This window comes from Pseudomonas sp. UFMG81 (assembly GCF_015354575.1).
Classification (GTDB): Bacteria; Pseudomonadota; Gammaproteobacteria; order Pseudomonadales; family Pseudomonadaceae; genus Aquipseudomonas.
Window position 1 is genome coordinate 54,764 of the sequence record NZ_JACAFQ010000018.1, and the last position, 22,115, is coordinate 76,878.

22 protein-coding genes and 1 pseudogene are annotated in these 22,115 nt (G+C 56.4%); 10 read left to right on the forward strand and 13 right to left on the reverse strand.

What is annotated here, in order from left to right; all coding sequences use genetic code 11:
• Positions 1–429 precede the first annotated feature (429 nt).
• On the reverse strand, positions 430–708 hold the full coding sequence (locus IX761_RS15675) for a hypothetical protein (RefSeq protein ID WP_194790479.1): 279 nt from the start codon (positions 706–708) through the stop codon (positions 430–432).
• Between the two features lie 131 nt (positions 709–839).
• Between IX761_RS15675 and IX761_RS15680 the strand changes: the two genes are divergently transcribed.
• Entirely contained in the window at positions 840–1,181 is a 342-nt protein-coding gene (locus IX761_RS15680; protein WP_228533599.1) for a hypothetical protein, read from the forward strand.
• Positions 1,182–1,369: 188 nt separating this feature from the next.
• On the opposite strand, the gene IX761_RS15685 is transcribed toward IX761_RS15680, so the two are convergent.
• From IX761_RS15685 to IX761_RS15715, 7 genes are read right to left on the reverse strand one after another with little or no spacing between them, the layout of a single operon-like run.
• Complete coding sequence (locus IX761_RS15685; protein WP_194790480.1) at positions 1,370–2,737, reverse strand: ATP-binding protein; 1,368 nt, start codon at positions 2,735–2,737, stop codon at positions 1,370–1,372.
• Positions 2,734–3,396: a response regulator transcription factor gene (locus tag IX761_RS15690; protein WP_194790481.1), complete on the reverse strand. Its 663-nt coding sequence runs from the start codon at positions 3,394–3,396 to the stop codon at positions 2,734–2,736. The genes IX761_RS15685 and IX761_RS15690 overlap by 4 nt, the downstream gene beginning before the upstream one ends.
• Before the next feature lie 2 nt (positions 3,397–3,398).
• The gene (locus IX761_RS15695; protein ID WP_194790482.1) at positions 3,399–4,040 is read right to left on the reverse strand and encodes a tetratricopeptide repeat protein; all 642 of its coding nucleotides are present in this window, start codon (positions 4,038–4,040) and stop codon (positions 3,399–3,401) included.
• Complete coding sequence (locus tag IX761_RS15700) at positions 4,037–4,843, reverse strand: SDR family oxidoreductase (RefSeq protein WP_194790483.1); 807 nt, start codon at positions 4,841–4,843, stop codon at positions 4,037–4,039. Before IX761_RS15700 ends, IX761_RS15695 begins: the two co-directional genes overlap by 4 nt.
• Complete coding sequence (locus IX761_RS15705) at positions 4,830–5,510, reverse strand: TenA family transcriptional regulator (RefSeq protein ID WP_194790484.1); 681 nt, start codon at positions 5,508–5,510, stop codon at positions 4,830–4,832. The genes IX761_RS15700 and IX761_RS15705 overlap by 14 nt, the downstream gene beginning before the upstream one ends.
• A gap of 8 nt (positions 5,511–5,518) precedes the next feature.
• Positions 5,519–6,985, reverse strand: coding sequence for an AMP-binding protein (locus IX761_RS15710; protein WP_194790485.1), 1,467 nt, complete (start codon positions 6,983–6,985; stop codon positions 5,519–5,521).
• Positions 6,975–7,652 carry a thermostable hemolysin gene (locus IX761_RS15715; RefSeq protein WP_194790486.1) on the reverse strand — a complete coding sequence of 226 codons (678 nt, stop codon included), beginning with the start codon at positions 7,650–7,652 and terminating at the stop codon, positions 6,975–6,977. Before IX761_RS15715 ends, IX761_RS15710 begins: the two co-directional genes overlap by 11 nt.
• 205 nt (positions 7,653–7,857) lie before the next feature.
• On the opposite strand from IX761_RS15715, the pseudogene IX761_RS15720 reads away from it, so the two are divergent.
• Positions 7,858–8,459 (forward strand): annotated as a pseudogene (locus IX761_RS15720) (tyrosine-type recombinase/integrase).
• Between the two features lie 205 nt (positions 8,460–8,664).
• On the opposite strand, the gene IX761_RS15725 reads toward IX761_RS15720, so the two are convergent.
• Both IX761_RS15725 and IX761_RS15730 read right to left on the reverse strand, forming a co-directional pair.
• Positions 8,665–9,699, reverse strand: coding sequence for an aldo/keto reductase (locus IX761_RS15725; protein WP_194790487.1), 1,035 nt, complete (start codon positions 9,697–9,699; stop codon positions 8,665–8,667).
• A 19-nt stretch (positions 9,700–9,718) separates the two neighbouring features.
• A complete protein-coding gene (locus IX761_RS15730) occupies positions 9,719–10,591 on the reverse strand; it encodes an alpha/beta fold hydrolase (protein WP_194790488.1) in 873 nt (290 codons plus the stop codon).
• A gap of 138 nt (positions 10,592–10,729) precedes the next feature.
• Here IX761_RS15730 and IX761_RS15735 point away from each other — a divergent pair, with 138 nt between their 5' ends.
• Together IX761_RS15735 and IX761_RS15740 are read left to right on the forward strand one after the other, a co-directional pair.
• A complete protein-coding gene (locus tag IX761_RS15735) occupies positions 10,730–11,599 on the forward strand; it encodes a LysR family transcriptional regulator (protein ID WP_194790489.1) in 870 nt (289 codons plus the stop codon).
• Between the two features lie 729 nt (positions 11,600–12,328).
• Entirely contained in the window at positions 12,329–13,222 is an 894-nt protein-coding gene (locus tag IX761_RS15740; RefSeq protein ID WP_194790490.1) for an NAD(P)-dependent oxidoreductase, read from the forward strand.
• Between the two features lie 230 nt (positions 13,223–13,452).
• On the opposite strand, the gene IX761_RS15745 is transcribed toward IX761_RS15740, so the two are convergent.
• From IX761_RS15745 to IX761_RS15755, 3 genes are all read right to left on the reverse strand, one after another.
• Entirely contained in the window at positions 13,453–13,815 is a 363-nt protein-coding gene (locus tag IX761_RS15745; RefSeq protein WP_194790491.1) for a hypothetical protein, read from the reverse strand.
• Positions 13,816–13,991: 176 nt separating this feature from the next.
• Positions 13,992–14,927 carry an AraC family transcriptional regulator gene (locus IX761_RS15750; RefSeq protein WP_194790492.1) on the reverse strand — a complete coding sequence of 312 codons (936 nt, stop codon included), beginning with the start codon at positions 14,925–14,927 and terminating at the stop codon, positions 13,992–13,994.
• A gap of 138 nt (positions 14,928–15,065) precedes the next feature.
• Entirely contained in the window at positions 15,066–15,443 is a 378-nt protein-coding gene (locus IX761_RS15755) for a PaaI family thioesterase (protein ID WP_194790493.1), read from the reverse strand.
• Between the two features lie 578 nt (positions 15,444–16,021).
• On the opposite strand from IX761_RS15755, the gene IX761_RS15760 reads away from it, so the two are divergent.
• The 6 genes from IX761_RS15760 (at position 16,022) to IX761_RS15785 (ending at position 21,863) form a co-directional block, all read left to right on the forward strand.
• The gene (locus IX761_RS15760) at positions 16,022–16,306 is read left to right on the forward strand and encodes a c-type cytochrome (RefSeq protein ID WP_228533608.1); all 285 of its coding nucleotides are present in this window, start codon (positions 16,022–16,024) and stop codon (positions 16,304–16,306) included.
• 368 nt (positions 16,307–16,674) lie between these two features.
• Positions 16,675–17,742, forward strand: coding sequence for an NAD(P)-dependent alcohol dehydrogenase (locus tag IX761_RS15765; protein ID WP_228533601.1), 1,068 nt, complete (start codon positions 16,675–16,677; stop codon positions 17,740–17,742).
• Positions 17,743–17,825: 83 nt separating this feature from the next.
• Positions 17,826–18,347 carry a nuclear transport factor 2 family protein gene (locus IX761_RS15770; protein WP_194790495.1) on the forward strand — a complete coding sequence of 174 codons (522 nt, stop codon included), beginning with the start codon at positions 17,826–17,828 and terminating at the stop codon, positions 18,345–18,347.
• A gap of 59 nt (positions 18,348–18,406) precedes the next feature.
• On the forward strand, positions 18,407–19,243 hold the full coding sequence (locus IX761_RS15775) for an oxidoreductase (protein WP_194790496.1): 837 nt from the start codon (positions 18,407–18,409) through the stop codon (positions 19,241–19,243).
• Positions 19,244–19,332: 89 nt separating this feature from the next.
• Positions 19,333–20,265 carry a DMT family transporter gene (locus IX761_RS15780; RefSeq protein WP_194790497.1) on the forward strand — a complete coding sequence of 311 codons (933 nt, stop codon included), beginning with the start codon at positions 19,333–19,335 and terminating at the stop codon, positions 20,263–20,265.
• 377 nt (positions 20,266–20,642) lie between these two features.
• Positions 20,643–21,863, forward strand: coding sequence for an OprD family porin (locus tag IX761_RS15785; protein WP_194790517.1), 1,221 nt, complete (start codon positions 20,643–20,645; stop codon positions 21,861–21,863).
• Positions 21,864–22,115: the final 252 nt, after the last annotated feature.

Genomic DNA, 22,115 nt, shown 5'->3' on the forward strand with positions numbered 1-22,115 from the left:
GGGCAATGTCAGTTGTGGAAAAGGAAGCGCTGATGTCAGCTGAGATCAACATCGATTACCACTGCAAGAGCCCGTCCGATTTCCAGCTCAAGCGGGTCATACGAGCGATGGCTTATAGATACTCGCCACCTGTCACAGCCTACTTGAGCGATGTCTTCATCACGTCGGAGTGTGCTACCGGAATCGTTTTTCGTCATGCCGATCCGGGCCGGTTTGAGCAACACGCGGATGGGCACATTCTGCAGACGTCCCCCATTGAGCATCTGAAGAAGGTAGGGCGTTACTGGGTGATCACTACAGCAGAGGGACGGTTTGTGTTGACGTCGTTCAAGCGGGGATTGGGAAGGGCGAGCTTACGAGCGCTTATAGGGGCAATGATTAAAACAACGTAGCCAGGCGCCTCCGTGCGCTGGATAAACGATGCTGCGATCAAGCATCCGACAGCAATGTTCGACGACGGTGAATGCAGCTCAGGATTTTGTAATCCCGGATGCGGTCGTTGGAAAGGTGACCAGCATCTACAAGCCCTCGAATGTAGCCTTCGGCTTTGCCCCGAGCTTCGCGCAGATCACCTTCAGATGTGCTGCGGTGAATGTCATGAAGGATCAGTTGCCAGCGCTGACTCTGGCGAGCACCAATCGGGTCGTCGGAGAAGTCGGGAGCAGCGAGAAGATTTTCGTAGTAGCCAGAAATAGGTGGATTGCTCAAGTACAGCGCTCCTTGGGTTAAGCCTTCGTCAAGGCTAACACGCGCGGACTTAGTCACCTGTTGCTGGTCAGTCCATAGGTTGGTACCTCGTGTGTAAGGTTCCGAGGGCGTCACCGCTTAGGAGGTAAAACATGGTTAAACGGCCCGCGCCGCTTTCCACATGCAAAATCGTCGATGTCTCGCCTTCAGCCATGCCCAGTACGGTAGCCAGGGCGATGCAGATGGAGTTCGAATTGGAGATCACGGCGTACCTGTCCTCGGTTGAGTATGGGCCGCATGAGTTGTTCCTGAGAGGCGTTGTCTTCGGCGACCGGGAGCGGCGTTTTGATGATGGCGATCCCATTCGCACCTCCAATGTCGTGACGTACGAAGAGATCCAGGGCTACGTGGTAGCGCGTACCCTCAACAGCGCCTATGTTGTCTGTGATTGGGCAGCAGGTGGCGGGAGAGGTGGCTCGAAGGCGCAGCACTAACATTGTTGGGCTACTCGAAACCAGCTCCCTTTGTTCGATGGCTTACTGGCCATTTGAATCGCCACTAAATTCGTAGACACCTTCGAATGGCCACTTCTGGCCGTTTGCTGCCCCCAGTAAATGGCGGCTTTGGTTCGAAAGTAGCCGGTTGTGAGTGACCGCCTTCGACCCATTGCGGACTTAAATGGTCAGGACGTAGGCGCGATTGTCAACGTTGCGCGGAGCCCGCCGGAGGGAAGATTGCTCAACTGCACACTGCCTCCAAGCCGCTCCATGATCATCGCCACAATGGACAGACCCAGTCCGGCGCCGTTCTCAGAGCCTTTGCTGTAGAAACGCTCGAAGACACGGTCAAGGTCTTCCTCGTCGATGCCTGGCCCCTGATCTTCCACGTTGACTACGATGGCGTTGCCTTCGCGGTGTAGCGTGACGTTGATTCGACCGCCAGCTGGAGAGTGATTTACTGCGTTTGTGACCAGATTTTGCAGAGCAATGCCCAAAGCGCCTGCATCGCTTTGAAGCTGATAGTTGCTCTCGGTGATCTCCAGAGACGGTTCCTGGCCTTGATCCATAATCCAGGGTGTCATCTTCGCCAATGTCTCTGTCGCCACGCCAGCCACATCCACTGCCACCCAGTTGCGTCGTCCTAGTCGCGGCTCGATCCGCGCCATGGTCAGCAACTGATTGACCACTCGGCCGAGACGATCCACGCCGCCGACTAGAAACTCCAGGGCTTTATCTCGCTCGGCATCGCAGCTGGCTTCGAGCGCGTTCTGCGCATGCAGGCGAAGAATTGCCAGGGGCGTACGCATCTCGTGGGCAGCGTCGGCGATGAATCGGTGCTCTCGACGCAGCAATTCATCGATCTGCCCTAGCAGACGATTAAGCGCCGCCTGCATGGGTTCCAGCTCCCGAGGTAGAGGCACGAGCTGCAGTGGCTCCAGTGACTCTGCATGCCGCGCTCGGATGACGCGTGCCATGTTCTGCAGCGGTTGCAGCCCCCAGCCGATGGCCAGCCACACCAGCAACGCTAGCGCGAGGCTGCCAATCAGGAAGGGAAACAAGGTGTGGCGGACGATACGACCGATCAGATCGTTGCGCACATCGTTGCGCTCACCGACCCAGATCACCAACTGGCGCTCTGGCACGGGAAGCACGAAGCTGCGCCATTGCTGCTCCCCCACCATGATGTTTGAAAAGCCGGGCTCGGTCAGAGGACGAGTGAAGCTCGGGGCACTGGCCGTATGTACCAGGACTTCACCGTTGGTGCGCCACACTTGGAAGGCGAGTTTGCTCTCGTAGGGGTGGCCGACACGGTACTTGCCCGCATGGCTCAGCGCTTCGTTGAAGGCGAGATACAGCGCGTGGCGATCGCTGTCGTCCATCGGCATGCTCATCACGCCCTGCAAGAGACGCGCGTTTTGCGCCAGATGCGCGTCGTAGATCTCGTCGATCTCGTGGCTGCTGTCGTGATAGTTGTAGAGCGTAAGCAGGCTAGTACCGACCAGCAACAGCAGCATGACCCGCCACAGCGTGCGTTGGCGCAACGAGCTCATGCTTTGCCTTCCACCAGATAACCGATGCCGCGAACGGTGCGGATCAGATCGTTGAAGAGTTTCTTGCGCAGGTGGTAAACGTTCACTTCCAGCGTGTTGCTCTCAGGCTCTTCATCCCATCCGTAAAGGAGCTGAGTGAGCCGCTCGCGGGTGAAGACCTTGCCGGGTTGGGACAGCAGTTCATGGAGCAGCCGGTACTCTTTCGGGGTCAGCACGACTGGATGCCCCTGGTAGCTGACTTGCCGAGTAGCCGGGTCGAGTGTCACCCCGGCATGCTCAATCAGCACTTTGGCGCGACCGGCGCTACGTCGAAGTAGCGCACGCAGACGTGCTTTCAGCTCGTTGAGGTCGAAAGGTTTGACCAGGTAGTCGTCGGCGCCGGCATCGAGGCCGGCGATGCGATCATCGGTCGCGTCACGGGCGGTTAGGATCAGTACGGGCACTGCATTACCCCCAGCACGCAACCGGCGCAGCACCTCGATGCCATCCAGACGCGGAAGTCCCAGATCCAGCACGACCAGATCGAAGGTCTCCTGCTGCAAGGCGTGCAATGCACTCACCCCGTCCTGCAGCCAGTCAATGGTGTAACCCTCTTGGCGCAATCCGTTGCAGATACCTTCCCCCAGAGCGGGATCGTCTTCGACTACCAGTAGCCGCATGCTTAGTCCTGCTTGTCCTTGATCGTCTTGAGTAAAGCATCGATTTCGCCGCGCCGGCCCTGGTCGGCCAGCTCACGGCCAGTCCGTGGCGGTGCCTGCAGAGCTTTCTGTAAAGCCGCACGCGCTTTGACGTAATGCCCTTGGCGATAAAGATGGTCACCCCAGAAGTAGTTGCTGTCGATGCCTTCTGGATTCATCCGCAGCGCCTTGCGCAGCAGCTCATCTGCCTTGTCCGAGTCGCCGAACCCTATGGGCCAGCCAGGCACTCGGTCATACAGTGCGCCGAGGCTGGTGTAAGCCGACCCCTGCAGAGAGTTTGGATCGAGAGTCAGGGCCTTCTCCAGGCTTGCCCGGGCAGCCTTGACTTTGCCCAGCGCGCCAAGCCCGCCTGTGGCGCCGGCCCAACTGCTGGTGACGATTCCATTCCAGATCCAGGCTTCCGCAGCCTGGGGCTGCTCATGGGTGAAGGCCTCTGCGTCGCTCGCCAGCTTTTCGAAAGCGGCTGCGCGTTGTGCTTCGGGCAACTGGTACTGGATTTGCGCCCAACGTTGCTGGATTGCGCTGAGGTGCTGGCTACCAGCCTGATCGAGCGCCCAGGTCAGTGGGGAGAAGGCAATGAGGCTGGCGAGTATCAGGCGTTTCATTTGCTGTGCTCCTTGGCGTTGGCATCGCTGTAACGGCGGATCAGTGGGAGCTGCTTGCGCAACGCGCGGTCGACCACGCCGGGGAGCATGCCGTTGAGGCGCACGAAGAGTTTTTCCGGCCATCCCAGGTACAGCTCGTTGCGTTGTTGTTGCACCGCATCAAGTACGGCCCGCGCCACATCGACCGGATCATCCATGCCTACTTTCAGCGCCTGGTTGAGCGCGGTGGCGGCCGACGTATTCATCGATGTACGGGTGGCACGTGGTGCCGCGTAGAGAACGTCGACCGTGGTATCGGCTAATTCGCGTCGAAGCGCCTCGGAGAATCCGCGCAAGGCGAATTTACTGGCGCTATAGGTCGCGTAGCCGGGATAGCCGATGGAGCCGTAGATGGAGCCGACGTTCACCACCAACGCATGAGGCTGCTCGCGCAACAATGGCAGCAGCAGACGGGTCAGCTGCAACGGGGCCTTGATGTTGAGATCCAGCAGGTCGTCCAGCGTGTCCTCATCGATCTGCTCAAGCAGGGCGAAACGGTTCACGCCTGCGGCGTTGATCAGCACGTTCACGCCGCCCATGGCCCAGGCAGCAGTGGCTACCTCCTGCCGGCCATTCTTGGTACGAAGATCAGCAGAGTGCCAGCGCAACTGATTGGGATAACGGTTCATGAGCACCGCCAGACCGCCAAGGTGTCGGCTGATGGCCAGCACTCGGGCGCCGCCAGCACACAGCTGGCTGGCCAGTTCCAGGCCAATGCCGCCGCTGGCACCGGTCAATACTACCACCGACTCACGCAAGCGCATGCTGCACCTCTGGCTGGTGGGCTCGCGGTAGGCCTCGGAACATCTCGGTGTACAGCTGGTAGACGACCTTGGCGGAATGAATCACCGCTTCTTGATCTTCCGGACGATCCAGGCGGTTCATTAGCTCGCGATAGGTTGCCATGTGATCCTGATCGAGCGCGCCGTGGGAGCTCAGGTAGCTGAATGCCGTCGGCGGTAGACCAAGCCCGTGCTGGATGCTGCCGGCGGCCTGGGTAGCGAGGGCGATACTGGTACCTTCGAGGACATTGACCATGCCGAACAGGCCGACAGGATTGTCGCGGGCAATCAAGTCATAGAGGAAGGCTACCATCAGCTCGATCGGCGGGCTGGGGCGGCTGTTACGCACCTGCTCCGCGTCGCCACCGCAGGCTGCAATGTCATTGAGAATCCACTGCTCGTGGCCGTACTCCTCCTCGATGTATTCGCAGACTGCACCGCGCAGCCATTCAAGCCGGCTGGGAAGGCGAGCGCCGCACGCCATCATCAGTGGCACGGTATGGCGAACGTGGTGATAGGCCTGAGTGAGGAACGCGATGTAACCCTCCAGGCTGACAACGCCTCTCAGGGCATCGCGAATGACAGGGACGCTGAACAGCGCCTGGCGTTCCTGGGTGGTGGCTGATTGGAGAGTGTCGAAGAAGTTCATGGCAGACCTCAGGGTTGCGAGAGTTCAGTGATGAGGGGCTGGTGGCGACGGAGGATTTCCTGGCGACGCGGCCGACCGTTACTGGTAAGGGTTCCGTCAGCACCGTTAAAGGGGCTGGGTAGGCGTCTCCAGGCATGAACCCGTGCGTAATCGGGTAAGCCAGCGTTGCATTGCTGCACGGCCTGCTCGATGAGTTCGTCACTGACGCTTGGGTCGACAGGCCAGAGCAATGCGAAGTTGCGCGGCAGCCCCTCGCCATGGACGAAGGCCTGGAGGATTACGCCTGTCTGGGAAAGTTCGGCCTCGATCCACTCGGGACTCACGTTGCGACCGAAGCTGGTGATGAACTGGTTCTTCTTGCGGCCTGCCAGGTAGAGGAAACCAGCAGCGTCGAAATGGCCGAGATCGCCGGTTGGCCACCATTCCCCGTCGAATGACGGCTCGCCCAGATAACCCAGCAGGGTCGAACCGCGAACCAGCACTTCTCCGTCATCCGCGATACGCACCTGGACGTGCGGCAGAGGACGGCCAACGCTTCCTGGATGTTGATCGCCTGGGCGGTTCAGGCAAATCACGGAGGCGCATTCTGAGAGCCCGTAACCTTCGAAGACCGGAAGACCCACTGCTTCGGCGCGTTCCAGCAAATTGCTCGCCACTCGGGCACCACCCACTGCGACGAAACGCAGGGGGCCGACTTTCATCACGCCGCGCTCGATGGCGGTGACCAGACCAAGCAGGAGCTGTGGCACCAGAATCAGGCTCTCGGCGCCGCTGAGTGCAATGGTGCCGAGGAAGCGTTTCCAGTCGACCTGACTGGCGCCACCGATACCCATCTGCGCTTGCGGATAGAGCGTGATGCTGGCTCCAGCCAGCAGCGCTGCATAAATACCGAGGTTCTCCAGCAAGACGGCCAGCGGAAGTACTGCGAGGTACTCCGTGGGCTCGGTGGGACGGCTCGCTGCTTCAAGCTCCTGTGCAACGCACAGCAGTGACGAGGCGCTCAGGCATACGCCCTTGGACGACCCGGTGCTACCGGAGGTGTAGGTGATCTTGGCAGTGCCTGCCGGTAAGCCGGCGTCGAGTACGGCCGGCCGCTCCCAGAAGCGCTCGCCTGGTGTGAAACCGGCTGCTCGCAGATCTTCTGCGAAGGCGTCGTTGGCGACGGCAAGCGTCGCCTGGGTCTGCATCAAGCAATGCAGGCGCTGTGCGGCACTGAAAAAGGGCGGGAGGATGACGCAAGGACGCTCAGCTAAGAGCGCGGCCAGATCCCAGAAGAGCGCTTCGGGGCCGTTCTCCAATGCGAGGGCAAACGGCCCTTCGGGTTGCTCTCGCAGCCATGCTTCGCGATGTTCAACTTCAGCCAGAAGCTGGGCATAGGTGACGTTGCCGGTGATTCCGCGTACAGCCGCTTTCGAGGCATGCTCCTTGGCATGCGCCTGCAGCACCTCACGAAAGGCGTTCAGTTCATGCGGCATGGCCGGCCTCCTGTAGCAGCATCGGGAAACCCATGCGCTTGTACACACCCGCGCGCTCCAGCTCATCATGGCCGCAACCGATGTTTCCTGCGTAGACCAGGGGGTGCTGCACGTAATAGCTGCCCCAGCTGGCCAGCTCGCCGTTCAGGCGACTCGGATCTGCTTCGGCGATCACGGTTGGTTCCAGTCCCAATCGGTGGAAGCTGTTGACCAGGGTGGAGGCGCCGGTAAAGGCGACCCACTGAAGGTCGCGCGCAGCCAGCAGCCAGGTCACGGCAGTAATGATTACGCGCGCACTGCCGGCACTCAGGGCAGCAAGGTTGCCTACCTCGACCAACTGCTCACGCCCGACGGCACGACCTGCAAGCCGCGACACAACGCCCTCCAGTGGCTCATCCAGGTAGTGCTCAAGAAACAGCGGCCTGTGACTGGCCGGACGAATGCCGACGGCTGCGATCAAGCGCCCGTGGCTGTCCTGCAGCCCGATCAGCTCCGGCAGATACTGGTGGACGTCAGCGTGGTGGATGGACTCGAAACGTTCGTGGATGAAGGTTTCAAGCTCCTCGCGGTCGGAGTCGCCTTCGAGGTGCAAGGTCAGACGGGCTTGTCGCTCGATGACGGAGCCAAAGCGGAATGGAAACAGGCCGCTCCATTCTTGCTGGGTCATGGTGATCCCCCCAAGGGTCGTTCGATGAGGGGAGTATCAGCGGCGAATCTGAAAGTAGTCTGAAGTCGCTGAGAGTCAGCGGCGGTGGAAGCGAAATATCCGACACGCGTGTTTTAAGAGCATCTCCGGCGATAGGGCTTGGTCGTAGAGCATCTGGAGCTAGGAGCGATGCATCCTATTCCTTCACTCATGTGGAGGACGAATCATGGCCACACCCACAAAGAAAGCTCACAAACTGGTCGGCCAAAAAGCGCCACTGAGACTCAGGGACATTTGGGCTATCAGAGTGCGACTGGAAATCGCAAACAAGGATCGTGACCTGGCGCTGTTCAACCTCGCTATCGACAGCAAACTACGAGCCTGCGATTTAACGAAGCTGCGCGTCAGAGACATCGCTCACGGGGATTATGTATCGACGCGTGCAATCGTCATGCAACAGAAGACCCAGCGGCCGGTGCAGTTCGAAATCACCGCCCAGACGAGAGCATCAGTTGAAGCTTGGATCCTTGCCGCTCGCCGTCGCAACGACGATTTCCTTTTCCCCAGCCGTGTTCGACATTCAGCGCACATATCCACGAGACAGTACGCCCGCATAGTGAAAGCTTAGGTAACGACAATCGGTCTCGCCCCACGCTCTATGGAACCCATACGCTTCGTAGAACCAAAGCCTCGCTGATCTATCGCAAAACGAAGAACCTGCGGGCGGTTCAACTGCTGCTAGGCAATACGAAACTGGAGAGCACTGTTCGATACCTCGGGATTGAGGTGGACGACGCTCTAGAAATGGCGGAGCAGACTGAGGTTTGACCTTTTCTCCACGTTGGCGCCGGGTTTCGAGCCGGCGCCTCCTTGAGTCAGCTACCGACCCATAGCGGTCATTCAAAATACGCGCCGTTTGCGAGCAAGAGCGGCGAGCATACTCTCTACTGTGTCTAAAGGGCCCAATCGATCATTTTGTCACCTCAACAAAATTGGTTATGGGCGCCGCATCAGAACCATCACAGGTTCTAAATCAGCGAATAGCCCTGTTCGGCACATCGATTAGCTCCAGCATCCCGCCTGCAAGCATAGGTGCCGAAGCAGCCACTACATCGTGCGGGAAGCCGAGACTGATGGCACTAGCGTTCTCCAGCCGGTCGAGTTGTGTCTGAGTCAGCCGAACCTCTAGCGCGGCGAGGTTGTCGACGAGTTGCTCGTCGGTACGCGGCCCAATGATCGGTAGTATTCCCTTGGCTAGTACCCATCCAATGGCGACCTGCCCCGGTGAATACCCCGTCTCTGCGGCAATTGCCAACACAGCGTCCACGGTCGCGACCTTGCGCTGATCGCTTTCGCCATGGATAACCGCACCCAGCCCTTGGGCCCGACCTGTTTCACCTTTGCGGTACTTGCCGGTGAGCAAACCACCCCCAAGCGGCGACCACCCGACAGTCCCCAGATTGAACCCCGCAGCCATCGGCAGCAATTCACGCTCCGCCGACCGTTCCACCAAGCTGTATTCTAATTGAACAGCGGAAATGGGTGACCAACCACGTAGCTCGGCTATGGTAGCGCCGGTAGCGATACGCCACGCGGGAAAGTCCGACAATCCTGCATACAGGATCTTGCCAGAACGCACCAGGTCGTCGAGACCACGAACGATTTCATCGATGGGCGTCACTGCGTCAGGCATATGCACCCACAGCAGATCGATGCGATCCGTTTTTAAGCGTTTGAGACTGGCTTCGACCGAGCGAAACATGGTTTTGCGGCTGTTGCCGGAGCGCTGGAGTCCAGCGTCTGGCGAATCGCCGAGGGAAAATTTACTGGCAAGAATGATGTCATCGCGTTCAGCTGCAATGAACTCGCCGAGCATTATTTCCGACTGGCCAAACTGATACTGATCCGCCGTATCGATGAAGTTGCCACCAGCTTCGCGATAACGTGCGTATATCCTACTGGCCTCTTCCCGGTCGGTACCGTAACCCCAGCCCTTGCCGAAGTTGCCGGTGCCCAGAGCCAATGAAGAGACCCGGAGGCCGGTATTGCTGAAGATGCGATAACGCATGGCATGTCCCTCCTCAGGTCTATTTGGATGTGCGAGAGATGAAATCGGCGATGTATTGCGCAGACAGCTCCGGGTACTGGTGCTGCGGGCCATGCCCGGCTTCGGGATAAAAGACGAATTGTGCGTTGCGCAACTGGCCGATCAGCGGAAACCAGTTCTGCCCCGCAGTGCTGGTGTCGTTATCACCGCTGATCACCAGCATTGGTGTGCGAACCAGGGTCAGCCGTGCGCGGCGCCCCGAAGCGTCTTCACCGAAGACCTCGGCGGCCTTCAGGTAAACCATGAACTGCTCCATCTGTGAAGGAATCTTCGACACCACATCAGGGCGGGAGTAGATGCGCTCACGGGAGGCCTTGGCCGCCGCGCGACTGAAGGCGGATTTCGGTTCGAAGAACAATACTTCTTCGTCGTCCAGGTCGTTCACCGGTTTCATGGCACGCTCGATGAATACCTGCTGGATCGGCAGCTGGCCCTGTCCGGGAGGATTGGTACCTACCAAAATAGCGTGTGTCACCCGCTCCGGTTGGTCGAGCAGCAGAGTCTGGGTGGTGAAGCCGCCCCACGACCAGCCCAGCATGGCGAACCTGTCCAGCCCGATGGCCGTGGCAAAGTCATCGACGAAACTGGCGACCTTGCCCAAATCGTCCGGTAGTGTGCCGTTCGAGTAGCCAACGCCCGGGTAGTCGAAGGTGATGACCGTGTGTCGCTCAGCGAGCGAATCCAGGAACAGAGGATCCCAGGTATCAAGCGTTCCGCGCATACGATTGGCCAGCACGATGGGGCTGCCGGCGCCGATGGCGCGGTAGGCGATTGTGTCGCCGTTCACCTGTACGTACTGGTTAACGGCAGTAGCGGCAGTGTGTTCGGGGGAGATGCGAAGCAACGTATTCATGTGCATTTTCCGTAGCGAGACAGTTATTGATGAGCGCTTTTTACTCCTCGCCCCGCGTTGCATAAAGCGCTACGATCGCAATCGCATATTGCAAAAAAGCAACGCAATTGGCGCAACGCTTGCTACGAGACCGACTCTGTGAACTTCGACTGGAATGACATACCTCTGCTGCTGAAGCTGGCAGAGTCCGGCAACATGGCCAAGACAGCACGGGAGTTGGGATTGGTGACATCTACTGTGAGTAGAAGGGTCGCAGCGGCAGAGCAAGCCTTGGGCATCAAACTGTTCATCCGGGACAACATGGGCTATCAGCCGACCGCTGGAGGGAAGATTCTTCTGTCCCATGCCGACACCATCGTCGATAGGGTCAAGACCATGCTTCTGGAAAGTCGGGAGGAGGCCCAAGCCATTTCGGGTGCGGTAAACATCACCGCAATCGATGTGCTGCTCAGTTACTGGCTGGTGCGTCATGTGCCAGGACTGTTGGTCAAGCATCCGCGCCTCGAGTTGAACCTCATGGGCGACTTTCGCGAACTATCATTCACCCGGCGCGAGGCCGACCTTGCCATTCGCTTGAACAGGCCCAACGCAGACGCAGCGCTGCGGATGCGAAAGATCGGCACTCTAGGCTTTACGGTTTATGGCAGCGAGCGCTTTTCAGGTGCCTCGCGCAAGGATTGGCCTTCACTGCCCTGGCTGTCATTTCCCGATGAAATGTCGAGACTGGCGGAGATGCAATGGCTTGCCAGGATCGGGCCTGTGCAGAAGATTCGGCTTAGCAGCATCTCGATGATTGCCAGCGCATGTCAGGCGGGCGTTGGTATTGCATTGTTGCCTTGCGTAGTTGGCGACCAATTGGGACTGGTTCGGTTGCAACCGGAGCCAGAATCACAGCGGGAACTATGGCTGCTCAGCCACAAGGATTCCGGTCACGTCGCAAGGTTTCGCGCGGTGTCTGATTGGCTGGGGGAACAAGTGAAAAAGGATTCACGGATGCTGTCCGGCTGATCGCTACCCTATGCAAGGGCAGCTTTGGGTCGCAAGCGGTCATTCGAGGATGACCCATTTCAACCCAAAGCTGCCGTGGGAGAAGGGCATTTACGGCCAATAGCAGCCACTCAACAAGCTCGCTTTTTGTAGCAATCAACCCAATAACGACTGTTTCTCCACAAGAAAGTCGATCAGCACTCGCACCTTGGCGGGCATCTGCGCACGGGGCGGCGTATAGAAATAAAAACAAAGGAAAGGTTGGCACCATGGCTGCAACACCCTAACTAAGCCACTACGCGGATACGGGTGGAAAGGGGTAGCATGATTGGCGCCGGCATCCGAGGATCTCCAACCGGCAATCTTGTTCTTAAAGATCTAGGCCGAGCGGAATAGCAGTATAGAAACTGCCTCAAGCATGCCAACGCAGCGGTTCCGGTAGCAGTCGAAGTTATCATCTTCCTACTGCTGTTCATGCCTCCGGAAAAGCTCGCTTATTTACTCCGATGAATAAATATTGATCAGGCATTTAGATCCATCTCGCGTGAGATAGGACAGGCCAATGCACTGGAATGCTTGATATTTTATCAACTGACTAGTGCGGAAAAGTGCATTGTCGCTGTTCTAGCGATCTGTCTAGGATCTCTACCGGACAGAGCTCAGGGACGCAATGCCCGAGGCGCACGTAATTCCGCCCCTGTGCTCTGGCTACCCTGAGACAATTCTAGGTATCGCACAAGGACAACAATAATGAGCGAAGAAATTGGCTTCATCGGCCTTGGTGCTATGGGTCAAAAAATGGCCATGCATCTGATCGTCAACGGTTTCAATCTCAACATTTTCGATCCCAACCCTAGCGCGTTGGCACCGCTGCTTGAGCGAGGCGCGCGCAGTCATTCTTCTCCCAAAGAAGTTGCCGATGCTGCTCAGATTGTGCTGGTTTGCGTCCCAACTCCAGATGTCGTAGACCAAGTGGTTTTAGGTGTGGATGGGGTGATCGAGGGCAAGGCGGTAAGGATCGTAGTAGATCATTCTACCACAGGGCCAAGCATGGCCCGGCACATACACCAAGTCCTGGCGACTAGAGACATCACTGCTCTTGATGCACCGCTTGCTGGCGGCGTCATTGCAGCCAAAGCTGGCACGTTATCGGTAATGGTCGGGGGCGACAAGGCAGCGTACTTACGATGCTTGCCGGTATTTGGTGCGTTCGGTCGAAAGGTTGAGCACATTGGCGATCGACCAGGTCTCGGACAGACCTTGAAGCTGGTCAATAACATGATCGTCGCATCCACCCTCGTTGGAACTGCTGAAGCACTATTGTTCGGTATCAAGTCTGGTTTAGAAGCTAAGCAGATGCTTGACATCCTCAACGTGAGTACAGCTCGTAGCTTCACTAGCGAAACTTTGATCGCAAACTCAGTGTTGAGTCGAGAGTTCGACTTTGGTTTCCGCCTGGACTTGATGCGCAAGGACATTCGCCTGTTCCTCGCTGAGGCTGAAAATAGCGGTTCACCTGCCTTCACTTCCGCGGTGGTCAAACAGTTCTTTGATCAAGCAATGAGCCAGGGCGATAAGGCACGGGACATGAGTCACGTTGTGGAGGTACTAGAGGGGTTGGCGGGAGTAAAAATTAAGGGCTGAAAGCCGAGAAGCTTCGAAACTTCCTTTATAAGGAGGGATCACGGTTGGCTGACGATGAGGTAAATAAGTCTGTCGTAATCGCCATTCCTTGCTGTGTCTGGAAGCTATGAATGATAGTTTAAAGCTCGGCTCTTAAACAAAGTCTTATCAATTGAAATCAAAAGCCCTGCAAAACTAAACCTGCAGGGCTTAATTACCCTTCAACTCAATCCCAATGTAGATTTCTAAAGTTATACTTGACGACGGCCGAGGGTACGATCCGAACCACCTTCGGCGACTTTGAAGCCGGGAGTGCGATCCGAGCCGCCTTCAGCGACTTTGAAGCCCGGGGTACGATCCGAACCACCTTCAGCGACTTTAAAGCCTGGAGTGCGATCCGAACCACCTTCAGCGACTTTGAAACCTGGGGTACGATCCGAACCACCTTCAGCGACTTTGAAGCCCGGGGTGCGATCCGAGCCGCCTTCGGCGACAGTCTGCTGCTGTTCGGAGGCTTGAGAGTAGACGCGAACTTGTTGGTTGCTCGGTACAGCGAATGCGGTGGCGCTCAGAGCGAAGGTAACAGCGGCAATCAGTTGGCTAATGGTTTTCATGGCGGTGACTCCGGTCGTAATCAAGGATTTAGGGCCGGGTCGTTCAGATCAGCATCGTCTGGTTAACCCGTTGCAGGTGTGTTTCTGCATGGGTTCAGACTACGGCTGGGGTCGGTGCCGAAGTTAGTCGAGTACTGCTCTCGATTTGCCTAATTCTGCTTGTTGGAGGAGGGCTCCTACCTGGCTTGCGCACGGAGTCGGGCCATATCCTTGGAAGGAGAGACACCGAACAGGCGGCTGTATTCACGACTGAACTGAGACAGGCTTTCATAGCCCATCTTGTAGCCGATCGAGGAAATGTCGCTCTTTTCAGAAAGCAGTAGCCGCCGTGCTTCCTGCAATCGCAGTTGTTTCTGATATTGCAGCGGGCTCATGGCTGTCACGGACTTGAAGCGATGATGCAGGGCTGACGTACTGAGGTTAATCAGCTGTGCCAGGTTATCGATGCTCAAAGGCTCAGCGTAGTGGTTGTTGAGCCATTCGATCGCGCGGTTCACACGATGGGTTTGTGAGTCGGGAATGGCGATTTCGTGCAAGCGCTGCCCTTGGTGGCCACGCAACAATCGATAGTAGATTTCCTGTACGGCAAAGGGGGCTAGAGCGGGGATATCGTCGGGTGTCTCGAGCAGCCGCAGTAGTCGCAGTACAGCATCCAGCAACGATACGTCAGTTCGCTCTAGAAACAACCCACGTTCACCGTTCCGCGCAACAGGCACTCCGATGGGGCTTACATCGGCAATCAAGCGGCAGAGCTGAGCAGGGTCGATGTCTAGTCGTATGCACAAATAAGGGCGCTCAGTGCTTGCCTCGATAACCTTGCCAACGATTGGCAAGGTCACCGACACCACCAGGAAGTTCAGCGGATCGTAAATGTAGGTTTCATTGGCCAGGCGCACCTCCTTGCGCCCGTCGATGACGACGCACAGTGCCGGTTTATGAACTTGGTGCAGGTCGTCAGTAGGGTGATCACTACGAATGAGGTGCAGATCTTTGACCGCCGTGGGGTGAATACCAAAATCCGGGGCATATTTTTTGATCAAGGTCGCCAATTCGGCGCGCCGTAGGTCGATGCCATCCGGTAGCTGAAGCTCAGCAGAGGTTGAGGAGGACATGGCGGTCACTCTCCTAGGCCTTGGTGGGATCGCAATAGTTAAGCCGATTATAGAGGTAGCGGCTACTACGGCTGTGTCACACGATCTTGCAGGAAGCAGTTGGCCTAGGTCTCCATTTTCATACCGATCTACAGGTGGCTATCTGCGCTTGAAGGCTCCCTGTGCAGTCGCCAAAAGCTCACCTTTGTCGGACAGGAGGGTGCCCTGAACGAAATAAAGGCTGCGACCGCTTCGAGTCACTTTCCCGGTGGCAATCACAGTACCTTCACGTGCGGCGCTTAGGTATGAAATGTTCAACATGACCGTTACCCCGTGAACCTCTTCCTCGTGCTCGGGTGAGTGAAGCCCAGCGTAACCACAAGCGGCATCCAGTAGGGTTGCGATCAACCCTCCATGCAGCATGCCTTGTCGGTTCAGGTGCTGAGCCTGGATGGGCATGTGAAACTCAGCCCCTCCGTCAGACCAAGCGACCAGCTCAACACCTAGGCTGTGTAAAAAAGGGTTACTCAATTGCATCTGTTATCTCCTTGTACTCTTCGACTGAACGGGCCATTCAAACAGATCAGCTACTGGCCCTAACGCTGAAGCACTCAAAATACTGTTTCGTCTAATAACCCTTGGCAAGTGATAAAAACCGCATCTCGCTTGAGGAATTCTGAAGCCAGTTTTCGACGCCGTTGAGCGGCAGTGCAGCGGTGCGGAACACACACGGTTTTCAGATTTCTCCTAACATATCGAAAGCACTAACAGCGACAGAGTTGAAATATCCGCCTAAGCGTTTTGGGTCTTAATTACCCCGTTGGCAATGAAGCCTCCAATCTCATCCCGGCTACTCGAGATCCTAGCCTTCGGGGTGTAAAAAATCCTAGACGGAAGGGGGCATTGGACTGAGCGAAAGCCGCGAATCCATGCTCGTTTTTCAAACGAAAATGTTTATTTCGGAAAGAAATTTTCAGCAGTTTTTAAATTGCCAAATCGACTAAATACCTAGTAACAAATAACGATCACTGAACGCCAGCTGCCTACTAATCTTAATTTGCTAGTAATTCGACGGAGTCAACCTCATGCGGAAGGTAGCATTCTGTATCATAGCAATGGGTTCTGCTGGAGCGCAGACCGTACTAGCACAGGATGTCTCTACTCTCTTGCAGACCAATGCCTGCTCTGCTTGTCATCAAGCGACAACCCGCGCCGTCGGGCCTGCGTGGAAAGAAATTGCCGATCGTTACCGGGATGGCAGTAAGACCGCCGCTCAGCTCAGCGAGAGCATAAAAAGTGGAGGCTCTGGTACTTGGGGCCAGATACCTATGCCTCCACAGGCCCACTTGAGTGAGCCGGATCGCATCGCTATTGCACAATGGATCTTAGCAAATCACTGAGCTAGCTATTGAAAAAGCACCAAAGCGGTGCGCCTTTCGCTCATGCATTATGCGAAGTAAGCGCTGCAGAGAAATAGGTTTCGTGGCTATGCAGTAATTTTTAAGTTTTCCTTCAAGGCCCTTTCGCGAAAACATAGCAATAATCTGTCAGCAATTGCTTTAGCTAGACAATTCAATGCGTTTCGGAACATTGCTATTGTCTCTTGTAAAATTAAGCTGCTTTCCCGATGGTTAACATTCTGTGCTAAGACTTAAAATCCACGTGCATTTGTAGTGGGAACAGGGAGTTGCGGAGACTCCCTTGTTGCGTCCGCATCTCTACTCCCCATCCAATGCACCTGCTTGCCCGTAGACGGTGGAGATCGCTTATGAAAATGCGCGCAGCCCGAATGCACGGCTACAAACAACCGCTTGTCCTTGAGGAAGTAGAAGTCCCTAAGATTTTACCTACAGAAGTACTCGTTCATGTCGAAGCGGCAGGGATGTGCAGAACAGACTTTCAGTTGGTCGATGGCTATTTCACCGCGCTAGATCTCCCTTTTCCAGCCACTCCAGGGCATGAAATCGCGGGTTCAATCGCAGCCGTAGGTGCAGGAGTTCCGGCAGCCTCCGGCCTTGCCAAAGGTGACCAGGTCGTAGTGGTCGGTGGTTGGGGCTGTGGCGAGTGTGATCAGTGCCGTGTAGGCAACCATCAGATCTGCGGCAAAGGGCGCTGGCCGGGCTTCGGTCTGTATGGCGGTTATGGCGAATATGTACCGGTGCCTTACCAGTGGCTGATTCGGCTGGGTAGTGAAAACAACCTCAAGCCAGAGGAGCTCGCACCTCTGACCGATGCCGGCCTGACGCCATACCGTGGTATCAAGAAGCTGCAACAGGCCGGCGTACTTGGCCCGAACAGTATATTGGCGGTCAACGGCCTGGGTGGTCTTGGCATGTACGCGGTTCAGTATGCGAAGTTACTGTCCGGTGGCTCCCTTGTCGTGGCTTTAGCACGCAGTGATGAGAAGTTGGCCATCGCCAAGGAGTTTGGAGCCGACGTCATCATTAATGTCAAAGGAAAAACCCTGGATCAGGTTCGCAAGGATTTGATACGAGAGACTGGGCGAGGCGAGTTCAACGCTGTCATCGACTGCTCAGGGGCGGAGGAGAGCATTGGCTTGGGCACCGGCTTGCTCGCCACCAGTGGGGCGTATTGCTCTGTGGGACTCGTGGGAAACCGAATTAACATTCCGTTGTTCCCACTTGTGGCGCGCGAGCAAACCTTTTACGGCTCATTCTGGGGTAACTACGTCGATCTTAGTGAGGTTATAGAGCTTGCAAAGAAGGGTCAGATCAAGCACCAGATCAACATCGTTAGGTTTGAAGATGTGAATGATTGCCTGGATCGCTTGCGGGACTCGGATTTCGTAGGCAGGGCTGTCCTCACGTATAAGTGAGGCGTTGGCACCGAGCGCTGCCTAATTTGGCGCTGGGCAGCGTTCGAGTGCGTTTACCCGATTGACACGACGAGAGCTGAGATATGAAAACCATGGCGTGTTCGTTTCGAAAAGAGCTCCTGGTTGTTGCCTGGGCGGTAATTGGTCTGTTGTTCGTGAGTACGAACAATGTGGCGCAAGCGCAGCATCCCGGGGTGGCCAAGTCAAGTAATACAGCCCTGATTCAGCAAGCTTTCAATGCTTGGGCTGCTGGAACTGGCGGCCCCTATGACTTACTTGCAGATGACGCCACTTGGACGATTACCGGTAACTCGCTCGCATCGAAAACTTACATTAATCGGGAAGCATTCATGAGTGAGGTCATCCGTCCCTTCAATGCGCGTATGAGTGAACGGCTTAAGCCAAAGATTACTCGGATCTACGAAGACAAAGGGACAGTGATTGTGCTGTTTGATGCAAGCGGTACCGCCAAAGACGGAAAGCCTTACTCCAACACCTATGCCTGGTTCCTCGACATGCGTGAGGGAAAAATTGTGAAGTCGACAGCCTTCTTCGACTCCGTGGCATTCAATGAATTGTGGAGTCGGGTGCAACCAACTCCATAGTCTAAGGCTCCGAGCTTTCCAATCGGCATGACATGAATTGCGCCTTGAAGGGGAAGACGATGAAAACCTGGTTCATTACCGGAGCGTCCCGCGGCTTTGGGGCTCGGGTTGCTGAGTTGGCACTTGGGAAGGGTGAGAGCGTCGTCGCCACAGCACGTAACACGGCTGCTCTGATCAAGCGGCTAGGAATCCACCCGAACCTACTGTCTCTGCCACTAGATGTCACGGATAAGCGTCAGGCACGTGTTGCGACGGAGCACGCCATATATCGATTCGGCCGAATCGATGTCTTGCTGAACAATGCCGGGTTTGGGCTACTCGGCGCTGTAGAGGAAGCGACGAAAGACGAAGTGGAGCGGCTCTTTCAAACCAATGTGTTCGGCGTGCTTTGGGTTACTCAGGCTGTGTTGCCGTACATGCGGGCGCAGCGTTCCGGTCGAATTCTGAATATCTCTTCCGTTGGAGGTTATCGAGGGGGAGCTGGCTTCGGTGTGTACTGTGCATCTAAGTTTGCGGTGGAAGGGCTTACGGAAGCGCTTTACCAGGAACTGGCTCCGCTGGGTATCCATGCAACAGTGATTGAGCCTGGATATTTTAGAACAAACTTTCTTGACTCAATATCCCTCGCAATGAGCCATGCACGCATCGACGACTACGCCAATACTGTCGGGGCTGTTCGCAACCGGGCCGTTGATCTGAATCACATCCAGCCGGGTGATCCAAATCGTCTCGCACAGGTGATTGTGGATTTCTCTGACGTCCCCAATCCTCCAGTTCGCTTGCCCTTGGGCAGCGATACTGTTTCTGCAATTGAAACCAAAAATGCTGCAGTTGCAGACATCCTGGCCCGCTGGCGGCATGTGTCAGTGTCGACAGATTTCCTGAAATCCGATTGAGACCCACTGGGATCCCCGGCGGCCGTCGGCCCGTGAGGGAAGTGCCAGTGCAAGACAACTTCCCGGCGCTTAGCGTCATTGAGGGGAACATGAAAGCTGACGTGGTGGCGCATTCATCGCAGGCCAAGCGTGAGCGCTATGGGCTAGCTTTCGGGATGTTCGCTGTCGTGATTTGGGGCGGCTACCTGGCCGTAACGCGGCAAGGCATATCGGCTGGCCTGACAGCTGAAGACCTATCCTTTCTCCGCTATTCGACGGCCGGCATCATCATGTTGCCATGGCTTTGTCGACATCAGCCCTTGCAGCTTGCCGGCATCGGCTGGTTTAAAGGCTCAGTCCTTGCGTTACTTGCTGGCCCGCCGTTTGTGCTAGTCGGAGCGTCTGGATTTAACTATGCGCCGCTTGCGCATAGCGCAGTGATCCAGCTTGGGACGTTGACGCTGATGGGGATCGTCTTGTCGGTGGTCATCACCCGCGAGCGGACTTCGAAGCGACGCCTAGTGGGAGTGGCGATCATCATCACAGGTCTTGCCGTGACTGCAGGGCCCGCGTTGTTAGATGGCAGCTCAGACGCGTGGAAGGGGGATTTGCTGTTCGCAACGGCGGGCAGCATGTGGGCGTTATTTACCGTGCTTCAACTGCGTTGGAGGATTGCCCCCATGGCTGCTACAGCAGTTGTTTCGGTGCTTTCGGGGTTGATCTACTCGCCGTCTTATCTAGCCACCCATGGGCTTTTCAACCTGATGCGGGTCGATACCTCAATGCTGATCCAGCAAGCGTTAGTACTAGGTGTCCTGTCGGGTGTGGTGGCGTTGTTCACGTTCTCTCGGACGGTCGAATACTTAGGCGCTGCGCGAGCCTCGCTGTTTCCAGCACTTGCTCCAGCGATAGCCATTATGATTGGCATCCCTCTCACCAAGGAAATTCCGACGATTTGGCAGATGGTCGGCCTGGTGACTCTCTCAGCAGGCCTGCTGTTGGCGATCCAGGTTACCCATGCGGGCCGCCGCACTCCTCACTGAACGAAGAAGCTTGAAATGACCTGCTTCTAGTACCCATATTGCGTCACAACGATAGGGGATAGCGCCTGCCTGAGGGCTTTGGATTTCGTACTCTGGTACCGATGGAGACCCTCAGCAGTCGTTCGCCGTAGGGCCGCATTGATAAAAACTCAGCCGTGACGACCATTTTAATCGATTGTCATTGGGTTTGGCCGGTTTCTACGATCAGCTCCGCACACTGCGCTCCGGTAATCGCTCCGGACACAACAAGAATAAGAGAGCTCCTCATGAAATTGTCCCATTCGATCGACCAGATCAACGAATCCTTGTGCCCGCACCTCCCGCTTTTCAAAACTCGTCATCCTGCTCCACACGCCTGGTCACTACTAATCTGCGGCATGGTAGCAGGGGCTCCGCTCAGCGCCAGCGCAGACTTTATCGGTGACAGCAAAGCCAGCCTGGAAACCCGTAACTACTACTTCAATCGCGATTTCAGGCAGGCCGGCGCAGCGCAAAACAAGGCTGAAGAATGGGCGCAAGGGCTGATTTTGCGCTACGAGTCGGGGTACACGGGAGGGCCGGTGGGAGTCGGTGTTGATGCCATAGGTTTGCTGGGTATCAAGCTGGACTCCAGTCCTGATCGCACGGGTACTGGTCTACTCAAATCTGACCGGGAGGCGCCGCACCGGGCACAGGATGAGTACGGTGAAGTAGGCGTGACAGGAAAAATTAAGGTATCCGACAACACCTTGAAGGTCGGTACATTGATCCCGAAATTGCCGGTGGCATTCTCCAATGATAGTCGACTGTTGCCACAGACATTTCGGGGCGGCTGGTTGAACAGCACGGAGATCGACAATCTGTCTGTGGATCTGGGGAAGCTCGACCGAGTAAACCTGCGCAACTCTTCTGATTACGAGACGATGGCTGTCTACAACGGGGTGTCACGCAACATTCGACTTGGACGGAATCTGGACAGCGAGAAATTTAACTTCGGTGGTGCCACCTACAAGTGGTCACCCGACCTGAGCACCAGCTACTACTACGGTGGGCTGGAGGACATCTACAAGCAGCACTACCTGACCCTAAACCATGTGTGGAACGTAACGACAGGGCAGGCATTGAAGTCGGATGTACGCTTTGCACGCAGTGTCGACGATGGCGAAAGCAACGTCGATAACCGAGCACTGCAGGCGATGTTCACCTACAGTCTGGGAGGCCATGCATTCGGTCTTGGATACCAGCGAATGGATGGTGACACCGGCTTCGCCAATATCAACGGTACTGACGCGTATCTGGTCAATCTGGTACAGATCAACGACTTTGGCAATCAGGACGAGAAGTCGTGGCAGGCCCGCTATGATTACAACTTCGCAGCCCTGGGTGTCCCAGGGTTGACGTTCATGACGCGCTACATCTCGGGCGATGACGTCGTGGTGCGGGGCAGGAGTGGGGCAGGTAAGGAGTGGGAGCGAGACAGCGAGTTGGGCTATGTGATTCAGAGCGGCCCCCTGAAGAACCTTGGTATACGCTGGAAGAACGCCAGTATGCGAAGTAACTTCACCAGCGACATCGACGAGAACCGCCTGATACTGACCTACACCGTGGCGTTGTGGTGATGACTTCACCACGGTGAGTGTGCGGCCAACTCGGCCCGCTCAGTGTTACTTGGGGGCGTCAGAGCGAGTCGATTTCCTTCTACCTCAACAGGCATACCGTTTGCCTGAGTAAAGGCCGCCTCTGGGCGGCCTTTACCTTATTGGGCGCGCCGAAGCCCACCTCATTTGTTAAGTCACTTGGTTGAGTATTTCTAATGTCAGTCGTCCATTTTCTTCGCTTGTCGGGCAGGTGCTCCAGATGGATCTTTGCAT